Consider the following 13,006-nt stretch of genomic DNA (forward strand, 5'->3'; position numbering starts at 1 on the left):
CAGACCCAAATCTGGATTTAAATCGGAGGATTGAACTAACTTTTAATCTCAGAATAAAGAGTATAATAACGTTGAGCTTGTAACTCCCAACTTAACTCTTGTTCTGCTTTTTTGCGGGCTTGAGTCCGTAATATTTGATAGCGATCGCGATCTTCGAGTACCCAAGCAATTCCTTGGGCTAAATCTTCAATTTCAAAAGGTTTGGCTAAATAGCCATCCTGTTGATGAGTGACAATATCTTTCAGTCCAGTTGCTGCAAATGCAACGACCGGAGTTCCACAAGCTAAAGACTCAGAAGCCGTTTGTCCAAAAGCTTCTTGAATGCTCGGTACAACCATGACATTTGCTGCGGAATAGACCAAGGCGAGGGAAAGATCATCGTTAAATTGACCCAGATAATGGGTTTTAAATCCTAAATCTAGGGGTTTTTCAGGTTGAGAATCTCCGAAAACCACCAGTTCAATTTGATCTTCCCCAACAGACTGACTAAGACTTTGCAGGGCAGGTTGCAAAAGCTGAAACCCCTTTCTTAAATCCCCTGTTGTTCCTGGAGATGCCCCAAATAAAACCAGTTTTTTTTCTCGGGGTAAATTGAGTAGTGATCGGGCAATTGACATCTCAATGGGTTTGTATTTTTCTAAATCTAGTCCATGAGGAATCACTTCAATTCTGACATCTTTAAAAACAGAACTTGATTCTGCACAATCAGCCAGCCAAATACTGGGGCTAACAATGGTGAGATTTGCCGCTTTCCAAGCTTTCTTTTTGCGTTGTAAAACCCAACGGGATAAATCTTGATTTTTCTCACTTTTCAGTTGAGGACAAGCCCCACAAGAATCACTATAGCGATCGCATTCTTGGGCGTAATGACACCCACCTGTAAACGGCCACATATCATGGAGAGTCCAAACAATAGGTTGATTAAATTTGGCTAAAGTTTCAATTTGTACAAACCCATTACAAATCCAATGTAAATGAACAATATCAGGATTAATTTGGCTGACTTTAGAAGCGAGAATATCTGGAAACCATTGAACCGCAAAGCGAGTTCTAGGACGCTTCGGGTAAAGTTTTAAAGGGATATTAGATGAAGGTGGCCCTAACTTTGTTAAGAGACTTTTCTCCGCAATAACGGTTTGATCCGTGCTAAACTTACCTCGAACAAGCATTTGTGAATGAATACCCACTGAACAGAGTCCTTGGTGGAGTCGGTAAGCAGCGCGTGCTGCCCCTCCTTCAATATCTGTGCTGCTTAAATGCAGGATTTTCATCATCAACCTCTTAATATTTCAGATTAATTTAGACACCACTATACACCGAACATCAGCCGAGAGAGTGATTTTCTTTTCATCAGCAACGATGTCACCAGCCAACTTATGATAAAACTGAAGATAGAAATTGCTAAGAACAGCAAAGTTGAACCCTCAAAAGTCGAGTTTGGATTCATTCGATTCAGCAGAATTATTAAAATCTCAACCACGATGAGATGAATCAGATAAATCCCGAAAGAATAAAGACCAGATTGATTAATTAAATGATTTTCAGGAATATATTTAGACAGAGAAACTGCTAGCAGTAAAGCAGAATATCCCAGATAAACTTCGGAAAATGACTCCGGTAAAATCAGCGTTCCCCCCAAAGCGATGAGTACAAACGTTATCAAAAGGGCAATTGTAAAACCTTTCTCCTGAAGTCTTTTATTCAAAGGTGCTTTCCAACTTGGATAGTTCAATAACATCGCTACAAAAATATACGGTAGACATCTGATAATCCAAGATAATTGGACTAATGCAATGCGAACAATACTATTATCTTTAGCCTGATCAAAAAATGTTTCTAGAAAGTTTTGAAAAGCCACATTCTCACCCAACTCAAAAGCATTTCCTGTCTTCAGGATCAATTCATAGATGATCAAACTCAATACACAGAATAAAACCAAAGTTTTTAATGCAACTTTTCTGTGAACTAAAAATTCACATCCTTTAACCGTGATAGTTCCAATAATCAGAAGCGGTAAAAAATACAAGTGAAATGCTGCTCCTCCAAAAAATAGGATCGAAACAGGATCTTCTAATAAATGACTTAACTGATCATAATCTCGATCAATGGCATACTTAGCTGCTTTATACAACAGATAAAATAATGTCCAAAATCCATAAGGAATCAGAAGGCGAATCAGTCTAGGCTTGAGTTTAAACTGACTACCTGAATAGAGTTTATCAGTCGCTAAATAAAAAGATGTTGCTAGAAAAAAGGGAACAGCAAAAGATGCAAATTGACGAATCAACTCCCAGAGGGGAGGTTTAACCGTGAAGCCTCCATCGGAATGCAATACAACTACACCATAGACAGCTATACCTCGGAATAGATCTATACCCGTGAGTCGTTGTTTTTTTTCCATGAGTTAAACAGGAGTTAAATTATTCTGATTTCAGTCCTTTGATTGGCTTTGATCATCGAGCTAATTAGTCAGTTCAGAGCCAAAAAATACTGTTGGTAAATTGCTCTGTTTGATGAGCATATCAATTGCTATTCGGGTTGCCATGAAGTGTTTTACGAGAGGTTATCTTTCAGAACAACTTCTTTGTAGCTACCAGACTCAACGACTCGCCCTTTCTCCAAGCGATAGATAAAATTACAATGTTCAACCGTTGTGAGACGATGAGCAATGATGATCATAGTTTTAGCTCCACTCAATGATTTAATCGCTTCTGTAACTAGAGTTTCCGTTTCGTTATCAAGAGCTGACGTTGCTTCATCAAGAACTAATATTTCTCGTTCGTGATAAAGTGCGCGAGCAATTCCCACTCGTTGGCGTTGACCTCCAGATAGACGAACTCCTCTTTCTCCCACTCTTGTTTTCATACCCTCGGGTAAATTGGCTACGACTTCTTTGAGTTGCGCTCCCTCTATGGCTTTATTCAATTTGTTTTCATCAATTAAATGATCCGGAAGACCAAAAGCAATATTTCGCTCCAGTGTGTCGTCTATCAAAAAAATTGACTGGGGTATGTAACCGATGAGATTTTGCCAAGAACGCAAGTTTTTATAGATTGATTGTCCATCAACCTGAATATCACCAGACTGAGGAACTAATAAGCCTAAAATCACATCAACCAAGGTTGTTTTACCTGCTCCCGATTTACCAATAAAAGCAATAGATTGACCTTTTTCAAGTGTCATTGAGATTTTTTCTAATGCGATTTCTGAGGTCTTCGGATAGGAATAGGTCACTTGATCTAAGACGATTTTTTGCTCAAAGGGTATGGTATGATTCGCCTCTGTTAAAGAAGAATGAGAATGCTGTTCTTGATGGAAACTCGGATCAGACTCTAGGGTTTCTAACTCTTTGAGATCGGTGTAGAGTTGATTTAAAGCATAGCTAGAGTTTTTCAGCACACTCAAACCACTGGTGAGATTAGAGAAAGCAGGAATTAGGCGAATAGAAGCTAGAGCAAAAATGCTTAAAGTTGATGTCAGTTCCGACATATCTCGGTTTAAAAAAAGATTGATTGATGTAAAGCCGACTAAAAACACGACTAACATCGTTTCTGTAATAAAACGAGGAGATAGCTTAAAAGCATAGAAGCCAATGGAAGCGTCGGCATATCTTTGAGCTTGTAAAGTACATTCCTGTTCAAAATAAGGGCCGCAACCGATAATTCTAGTTTCCTTAAATCCACCTAAACCGTGGTTAACCCCTCGTATAATTCCTTGATTGGCTTCATAAAGTTCTTTACCCCAAAAGCGCACTTTGTCTTTAAAAGCATTAAATAGAAAGATCAGAGGTAGCATGATAAAAATTAGAGAAGCTACCGCTAGAGGACTCGCGAAACACAGCAATACAGAAATCGCGATTAAAGTGATAAAGTTAGCCGTGCTGCTCAGAAGTGTACTTAAAACCGCATCTGCAAACTTCGTTGTTTCTCCGACTATATGATCAATTAAGTGAGCGCTATTTTTGCTGAGATAGAAAGTATAGGGAGCTTCTATATAAGCCGTCATCAGTTTAGAGACTAATCGGCCTCTCTGAATGTAGCTGTATTTAAAAATATAGGATTGAATAGACCAACTTATCAAGGATTTTACACAGAAGATAATAATGACTAAAATTCCAATGAATGCCACCATTTGGCTCGGCTGAGTGAAGCCTAACTGTTTGTAGAGCCAAGCAATCTGACTGCTTTCTTTAACAACAGCTTCCGGACGACTCGCTAAACTAATAAATGGTCCAATTAAACCAATGCCAATCACCTCAATTGTCGAGACAAATGTAAATAAGACCAGCATTAATACCAAGCTGCTCTTTTTGGCAGGTAGAACATATAAAAATTTAGACAAGTAACTGAACATATATTATCGATGACAATAGGTGTTTATTTCTCAATCTCTCTCGGGCTTTATTTTACTCTAATCTCGGATAATCTTGCGGAGTTAATTGGAAAAATAAACTCTAAAATCAGACGTAAAAGAGGGCTTTTGTAATCCGGATTATTCTAGTAAATTAAGCTGTTTTATGCGGACATGACTGAGTTCAATTTTCTCTATAGGCGCATCTACAAAGGTTGAGGTTTTTACTGATAAAAAGTTTCGAGGCTCAACAGCTTAGTTTGATTTGATACTTGAGACTGGTCAGCTCTGAAATTATACATCAGAAGTAGTACGATGAGATTATAACTCAACAACTTACCTTGTGGCTAGAATTGCATACAATCCTGGCTCAAGTTGATGAACTTTAGTAAAGGTTTACAGAAAGTCGAGATCGGACGGCTAGAGTTTTGTAAAGATTTAATGAAGGAGTCGAACAGTCTCTTGACAATGCTCTTCTGAAGTGTGAACCTCAGTTATGGCGGGTGTTAAAGTTAAAAATTTTTCATATGAAAGTTGGAATACTTGCAGGTGGCTTAGGGACTCGTCTTTCAGAAGAGACAGTAGAAAAGCCTAAACCTATGGTGGAGATCGGTGGGAAACCCATTCTGTGGCACATTATGATGCACTACTCCCACCACAGTTTTAAAAACTTCGTGATTGCTCTGGGATACAAAGCAGAGGTGATCAAAAAGTACATGGTTGATTACTGTTCTCTTAACAGTAACCTCACCGTTAATGTACAGACAGGCGCTTTCGAGATGCACGGAGGAGTCAAACCCGACTGGAATGTTGACCTGATTGATACAGGACTTAACACTAATACAGGAGGCCGGATCAAGCGTCTCGCTCCCTATATGGGTAATGAGACTTTTATGCTAACTTGGGGGGATGGAGTCACCGATTTAAACTTACATGATTTGCTGGCTTTTCATCGCTCACATGGTAAGTTAGCAACGCTGACTGCTGTTCGTCCTGCCGCTCGTTTTGGTCACTTAGAACTCGACGGGGATCAAATCGTAGAATTTTCAGAAAAGCCCCAAACTCAAGAAGGTTGGATCAATGGAGCTTTCTTTGTGTTAGAACCGGAAGTATTCGACTATATTGAGGGCGATGATACTCAGTGGGAAAAAGCACCCCTTGAGAATTTAGCAAAAGAGGGTCAGTTAATGGCCTACAAATACACAGGTTTCTGGCAATGTATGGATACTTTGCGAGATAAACGTCGGTTAGAAAGCCTGTGGGAAACTGGCAATGCACCTTGGAAAACTTGGGAGGAATAAATCAAAAAATGAGAGTTTTAGTAACAGGTCATAAAGGGTATATCGGCACAGTCTTAGTGCCAATGTTACTGAATAAAGGACATGAAGTAGTCGGCTTAGATAGTGATCTCTATCAGCAGAGTACCTTTGGCGAAGGAATTCAAGAAGTTCCTGAAATGGTTAAAGATGTAAGAGATGTGGAAATTTCCGATTTAGAAGGATTGGATGCGGTTCTGCATTTAGCCGGACTGTCTAACGATCCTTTGGGAAATCTCAATCCCGATTTAACCTATGAAATCAATCATTTAGCCTCCGTTCATCTGGCAAAATTAAGCAAAGAAGCAGGAATTACCCGCTATATTTTCTCCTCTTCTTGTAGTAATTATGGTGCAGGTGGAAGTGACTGGTTAACTGAAGAATCAGCCTTTAATCCGGTTACGCCCTATGGTCATTCTAAAGTATTAGTTGAGCAAGATGTTGCCAAGCTTGCCGATGACAATTTTAGCCCGACTTTTCTCCGCAACTCAACCGCTTATGGGGTTTCTCCTCGTCTGCGATTTGATTTAGTTCTGAATAACTTAGTCGCTTGGGCTTTGACAACGGGCAAAGTTTATATCAAGAGTGATGGCACGCCTTGGCGCCCGATTGTTCATATTGAAGACATTTCTCGCGCTTTTATTGCCGTTTTAGAAGCGCCTCGTGAGAAAGTTCATAACGAAGCCTTTAACGTTGGACGGAACGAAGATAACTACCAAATTCGAGACATTGCCAATATCGTTAAAGAAGTCGTTCCCAACTGCGAAATTGAATACGCTTCAGATGGTGGCCCGGATACCCGTTGTTATCGAGTAGATTGTAGTAAAATATTGCGAGTCTTACCCGAGTTTCAGCCGCAATGGAACACCCGCAAAGGCGCAGAAGAACTCTATGATGCCTATCAAAAAATCGGTTTAACTTTAGAAGAATTTGAAGGCCCAAAATACAAACGCATCGCTCACATTCAAAAATTACTGGCTGAAGGACGCTTAAATGAAGCTCTGCGTTGGCAAACGAATGTCGCTGCATCTGTCGTATAAGGAACAGGAGTAGAAACCATGCCCGATACAATGCCCCCTTGTCTTTCTTGTGGTTCCCAAAATTTACAGTCTATTATTGACTTTGGATATACTCCTTTGGCAGATGGACTGTTAACCAAAGATCAACTCGATCAACCTGAATATACTGCTCCTTTAGAACTGGCTTTTTGTCCAGACTGTGGATTAGTTCAAATTACCGTTAGTGTTCCCCCAGAGATTCTGTTTTGTCGGGATTATCCCTATTTCTCCTCAGTTTCTCCCTCTTTACTCAAACACTTTGGAGATAGCGCCAAAGCCATTATTGAGTCTAGAAAACTCGATGGTAGCAGCTTTGTGATCGAAGCTGCGAGTAACGATGGCTATATGCTGAAAAACTTTGTAGAAGTCGGAATTCCAGTATTAGGAATTGATCCGGCTTCAGGGCCAGTTGAAGCGGCACAAAAAGCAGGGATTCCTTCAACTTGTACCTTTTTTACCCAAGATTTAGCCAAAGAATTGCGATCGCAAGGAAAGCAAGCCGATGTTTTTCTAGGGAATAATGTACTGGCTCATGTTCCCGACTTGAACGGTTTTGTCGAAGGAATTAGTATTCTACTAAAAGATACAGGAGTAGCAGTCATTGAAGCTCCTTATTTGGTTGATTTAGTCGAACATTGTGAATTCGATACGATCTATCATCAACATTTGTGTTACTTCTCTGTTACCGCTTTAGACAACCTGTTTAGAAGACATTCTCTCTATCTCAACGACATTCAACGCACAGCGATTCATGGCGGTTCTTTACGTTTGTTTGTAGAACCCAAAGAAGACGTTAAAGACTCGGTGAAGTCTCTACTCCAAACGGAAAAAGAACAGGGCGTTGATCGCATTGACTACTACAAAGACTTTGCAGATAACGTTGAAGCCGTTAAGAATGGTTTGCTTGAAATCTTGTGGGATTTGAAAAAGCAAGGGAAACGAGTTGTGGGTTATGGTGCTGCCGCTAAAGCCACAACAATGTTGAGTTATGTGGGAATTAACAAAACTCATTTAGACTACATTGTAGACCTGAATAAGTTCAAACAAGGTCGGTTTATGGGCGTGAATCATTTACCGATTTTCCCCCCAACGAAGCTGTTAGAAGACAAGCCAGATTATGTGTTAATTTTGGCTTGGAACTTTGCGGAAGAAATTATGAAACAGCAAGAAGCCTATCAACAGCAAGGCGGGAAATTTATTGTTCCCATTCCCAAACCGCATATTGTCTAAGATTGATTCTAAAACAATATCTCGATCACTCGGGATATTGTTTTTATGGTGTTGTTGATCGTAGGAGTTGGAGTAGTTCTAATCATTAAACTGCTGAAAACTCCTACTGTTTCAACAGTCTAGTTAATGCTCAAAGACATTATTTCTCTTCGTTTTCTCACCTGAGAGTTATTAATTGTAGGCTGCACTCAAACTCAATTCTAGTTATTGAGATCAACAATAAGCTGATTACAGCTTAATTTACCTATGCCAAAGTCGCGAAATCTTTGTAGCGTCAGCATATTGTTTGCGCTTTTTACCTGAGTTTAAATGCACAATAGCTTAAAGAAGAAGTGAGGGGTGAAATAACATCCCCAGCATCCTACCCATCAACGATATAAGTTTGATGGGTTTTTTAACGCATCCGGAATACTGATTAAGTTAATTTGATTTAGCAAACATTTAATATCATGTCCGGTTGAACAGTTATAAATAAACGACAGAGGAGTCAGGAGTCAGGAGTCAGGAGGAAATCAAGAAGAAGAAAGAGGAGGAGGAGTCACCGAGTCACCGAGGAAATCAAGAAGAAGAAAGAGTCGGATTATGAGAAAGTTTTTTATCACTAATTATCCGGACATGATATAAGTCTTTAATATTATTTATGAAATCCGTTCTTCAACCCCTTTTAATTCCTCCCTAAAACGTTGATATCCAAGAAATTCCACTCTATTTTTAGTGATTAATCCTAATTGAGACTGTAAAAATATATTAAAAATTGCTTGCAATAGTAGGGTTCAGGCGAATCACCTGCGAATAAGTTTTGACATTGCTTTAAACAATGACCTGTTTTTTAAAGCAATTGTAAAATCTCAGTAAATCTACTGATGAGAGCCTCAAAAATATGGCAGTATAGATTTACTTTAATCAATACTTTTACTAGCTCTTTATTAACGACCAGGATGACAATATGGTGAAAACAGAGAACTGATCTCTGCACTCCAGTAAAAGTAAAGTCAGGTTGAAACTGTAAGTTAGAACATAAAAACCTCCTATCCAGATATGACCACATTTTTATCCGATGACTTTAATAACAGCAGCCTCAGTTCTCAGTGGAGTTTTATTGACCCCGTTGGTAATAGTTCTTATAGCCTGAGTGGCACAAATACAAAAGATGCTTATTTAAACCTATCCGTTCCTAGTGGTTCATCTCACGACATCTGGAACAACACCCTCACAGCCGCACGAGTGATGCAACCGGCGACAAATACCGACTTTGAACTGGAAGTCAAATTTGCCTCCGAACCCGCCCAAAGATATCAAATACAAGGCATCTTAGTCGAACAAAATGCCAACAACTGGCTGAGATTTGACACCTTTCACGATGGTAGCCAACTGTTTGTATTTGCCGCAGCAACCATCAACGGTTCTTCCCAAGAAAAAATGCTCGCCGAAATTGACTCCGGTGAAGCGTCTCATCTGAGAGTCAATCGTCAAGGGTCAACATGGACATTAGAGTATTCGGCAGATGGACAAACCTGGGCGAGTGCAGGCAGTTTTACTCAAGCCCTCAATGTCACATCCGTCGGAACATTTGCGGGGAATGCAGGTAATAATAATCCAGCTTTTACCAGTCAAGTCGATTACTTTTTTAATACCGCCGCTCCCATTCGTTTAGAAGATGGAAATCAGCTCTCCATTGACAATGATATTTCTGTCACTGAAAATGATACAGGTACAACGACCCTGAACTTTACCGTCAGCTTATTAGAAGCCAGTGATGAAGTTGTAACCGTAGATTTTTCCACCGAATCTGCGACGGCGACTGAGGGAGTCGATTATCTAGGCAGCAGTGGAACTCTTAGCTTTGCACCGGGCGTCACTGAACAAACGATTTCAGTTGAAGTGCAAGGCGACGAAAATATTGAGCCTTATGAAAGCTTTTTCGTCAACCTGTTTAATCCCAGTAATGCTTCTATCGGTGATAGTCAAGCTATCGTCACCATTACCGATGATGATGTTGACTCAAACTTCCCGCAAGTGAAATTTCCCGATGATGCGGGAATGGTGAATATCAAAGATTATGGAGCCAAAGGGGATGGAGTTACAGATGATACCGCAGCCATTCAGCAAGCCCTGGCAGAAAATCGGGTCATCCACTTTCCCAATGGCACCTATCTAGTCAGTGATACCCTGCAATGGGGAGATACAAAACGACTGGTGTTGCAGGGAGAAAGTCAAGATAAAACGATTATTAAACTCAAAGATAACCTCGCTGCCTTCAACAACTCCAGTAGCCCTAAACCCCTGCTGACAACCTTTGAAGGGCAGAGTACAGGACAAGCGTTTCAAAACTCAATTTACAACCTGAGTGTTGATGTCGGAGCCGGAAATGCCGGTGCAATTGGTATCCGGTTTACCAGTAATAATCAAGGTGGTCTTCGCGATGTTACGATTCGCTCCAGCGACCCCAATAATTTAGGTAAAACTGGACTCGCTCTGACAAAACCCTGGCCGGGTCCATCTTTATTCAAGAACGTCACCGTTGAAGGGTTTAATTATGGGGTGGAAGTTAATCATCCCGAATATAGTAACGTTTTTGAAAATTTAACCCTGCGCGATCAGAAAATTGCAGGTATTAGCAACAATGGCAATATTCTCAGCATCCGGGGATTAACCAGCAACAATTCCGTTCCGGTGATCGAGAATAATGATGATAAAGGAATGATCACCCTAATTGATGGCAACTTCGAGGGCGGTTCGTCACAAACCTCAGCCATTAACCTCAAAGCCGGGACGTTATATGCCCGCAATATTACCACTGAAGGCTATCAGTCCGCTCTCAAAAAAGGCAACAGCATCGTTTCAGGTAACTCCATCTCTGAATACGTTTCCAGTCCAGCTTATAGCCTTTTCCCCTCTCCGCAAACCTCTTTACAACTCGATGTACCGGAGTTACCGGAAATTCGCTATGACAACCTGAGTAACTGGGCGAACGTTACCGATTTTGGTGCCATTGCTTCCGACAATCAAGACGATAGCGCCGCCATTCAAGCCGCACTCAACTCTGGAAAATCTACCATTTACTTTCCGGGTGGTCGATACAACATCAACAATACTCTCGAAGTCGGGGGCAACGTCAAGCTAATCACCGGAGCATCTTATCAAACCGTTCTCACCGTTGGAGGGAACTTAAAAAATCAGGATCAACCCGTATTCCGGTTTGAGTCTACTAATCAAGATACAGTCACATTGGAACGCTTTTTTGGGGACTATGGAGGCGGAAACTTTCATTGGGTTGAACAAGCCTCCCCAAACACTCTTGTTCTGAGAAATTTTGCCGTTGGTTCCGGTTCAGCGTACCGCAACAGCGTTCCCGGTGAACTGATTATTGAAGATGTTGCAGCTAGTGATTGGGTGTTTGACGAACAAAAGGTTTGGGCTTGGCAACTCAATCCAGAAGGCTTCACCACCAAAATTACCAACAATGGCGGACAACTCTGGGTTCTCGGACTCAAAACCGAGAAAGAAGGCACGATCATCGAAACCACAGCAGGAGGACAGACAGAAGTTCTTGGGGGGTTAATTTATCCCGCCAGCCGAGGTGATTTGATTCCTTCCCAACAGCCTGCTTTTATTAATGATGAGTCCCAACTGACGATCGCAGGCGTGGGTGAATCTCGATACAACGTGGGTAGCTACAACATTTTAGTTGAGGAAACCCGCAATGGGGTGACTGAAACTTTGCTCAACGATAGCAATATTCTCAGACGGGGACAGGGTTTTGAAATTCCCCTCTATACAGGCTTTCAAGACAGTAGTGGGAACCTTAATCAAGCCCCCGTCGCTGTTAATGATTCTTTGACGATTGATAGTGTTGAATCAATTGTTATCGATGTGTTGAGTAATGATAGCGATCGCGATGGTCGTCTCGATCCGACGAGCGTCACGATTAATAATCAACCGAGTCAGGGTGAGGTCAGTGTTGATTTAACGACAGGAGCAATAACCTATACTCCCGATGCCAGTTTTACCAATAACGATAGCTTTACCTACACGGTTCAAGATGATGATGGCGAAACCTCCAACGTAGCAACAGTCAGCATTACCTTGGATGCCAATCAAGCGACCGTTGCCAACAACGATACAGCTTCTGTCTCCCGTGGGCAATTCGTTGAGATCAATGTATTGGCAAACGACAGCGACAGTGATGGGACTGTTGACCCCCTGACTGTGGAGATCGCTCAACCGCCAGCCTATGGGGAAGTGTTGGTGAATAGCAACGGCACCATCAGTTATACCCACAATGGCTCGAACACAACCAGTGATAGCTTCACTTACGCCGTTCGAGACGATGAAGCTGCTCAATCTAATGTTGCAAGTGTAAACCTAACGATTGAAACTCCCTCTCAAAATATGACCACATTTTTATCCGATGACTTCAATAACAGCAGTCTCAAGTCCCAATGGAGTTTTGTTGACCCTGTTGGTAATAGCTCCTATAGTCTGACTGGCACCAACACCGAAGATGCCTATTTAAACCTATCGGTTCCTAGCGGTTCATCTCACGATCTGTGGAACAATAACGTCAAAGCCGCACGGGTGATGCAACCAGCGACAAACAGCGACTTTGAACTCGAGGCCAAATTTGCCTCCGTACCCAGCCAAAAATTTCAGATACAAGGGATTTTAGTTCAACAAAATGCCACCAACTGGCTGAGATTTGACACCTTTCACGATGGTAGTCAACTCAAAGTCTTTGCAGCGGCCACCATCAACGGTTCTTCCCAAGAAAAACTGATCGCCAACATCAACCCAACTCAAGCTTCTCATCTAAGAGTCAATCGTCAAGGCTCAACTTGGAAGCTAGAATATTCCGCAGATGGACAAACCTGGGCGAGTGCAGGTAGCTTCACTCAAGCCCTCAATGTTACATCAGTCGGAACATTTGCCGGAAATGCGGGTAATAATGCTCCAGCTTTTACCAGCCAAGTCGATTACTTTTTTAATACGGCCGCTCCTATCGTTCCGGAAGATGTCGCCCTTCCCAACCAAGCCCCCGTTGCGAATGATGAT

At 41.4% G+C, this 13,006-nt stretch carries 7 protein-coding genes; 4 read left to right on the forward strand and 3 right to left on the reverse strand.

Annotated elements, in window-relative coordinates; translation table 11 throughout:
* Positions 1 to 35: 35 nt before the first annotated feature.
* The 3 genes from WN50_RS00990 to WN50_RS01000 all read right to left on the reverse strand — a co-directional run bounded on the left by WN50_RS00990 (position 36) and on the right by WN50_RS01000 (position 4,290).
* Positions 36 to 1,271 carry a glycosyltransferase family 4 protein gene (locus WN50_RS00990; RefSeq protein WP_046277298.1) on the reverse strand — a complete coding sequence of 412 codons (1,236 nt, stop codon included), beginning with the start codon at positions 1,269 to 1,271 and terminating at the stop codon, positions 36 to 38.
* A 38-nt stretch (positions 1,272 to 1,309) separates the two neighbouring features.
* A complete protein-coding gene (locus WN50_RS00995) occupies positions 1,310 to 2,401 on the reverse strand; it encodes an acyltransferase (RefSeq protein WP_046277299.1) in 1,092 nt (363 codons plus the stop codon).
* Between the two features lie 152 nt (positions 2,402 to 2,553).
* Positions 2,554 to 4,290 carry an ABC transporter ATP-binding protein gene (locus tag WN50_RS01000; RefSeq protein WP_342586718.1) on the reverse strand — a complete coding sequence of 579 codons (1,737 nt, stop codon included), beginning with the start codon at positions 4,288 to 4,290 and terminating at the stop codon, positions 2,554 to 2,556.
* Between the two features lie 587 nt (positions 4,291 to 4,877).
* Here WN50_RS01000 and rfbF point away from each other — a divergent pair.
* From rfbF to WN50_RS01025, 4 genes are all read left to right on the forward strand, one after another.
* The gene (gene rfbF, locus WN50_RS01005; protein WP_046277308.1) at positions 4,878 to 5,651 is read left to right on the forward strand and encodes a glucose-1-phosphate cytidylyltransferase; all 774 of its coding nucleotides are present in this window, start codon (positions 4,878 to 4,880) and stop codon (positions 5,649 to 5,651) included.
* An 8-nt stretch (positions 5,652 to 5,659) separates the two neighbouring features.
* Positions 5,660 to 6,706 (forward strand): NAD-dependent epimerase/dehydratase family protein, encoded by a 1,047-nt coding sequence (locus WN50_RS01010; RefSeq protein ID WP_072075529.1) that lies wholly within the window; start codon positions 5,660 to 5,662, stop codon positions 6,704 to 6,706.
* Positions 6,707 to 6,724: 18 nt separating this feature from the next.
* A complete protein-coding gene (locus tag WN50_RS01015; protein WP_046277301.1) occupies positions 6,725 to 7,954 on the forward strand; it encodes a class I SAM-dependent methyltransferase in 1,230 nt (409 codons plus the stop codon).
* Positions 7,955 to 8,992: 1,038 nt separating this feature from the next.
* The coding region (locus WN50_RS01025) for a glycosyl hydrolase family 28-related protein (protein WP_200906179.1) at positions 8,993 to 13,006 on the forward strand (4,014 nt) is incomplete at its 3' end.

The organism is Limnoraphis robusta CS-951 (assembly GCF_000972705.2).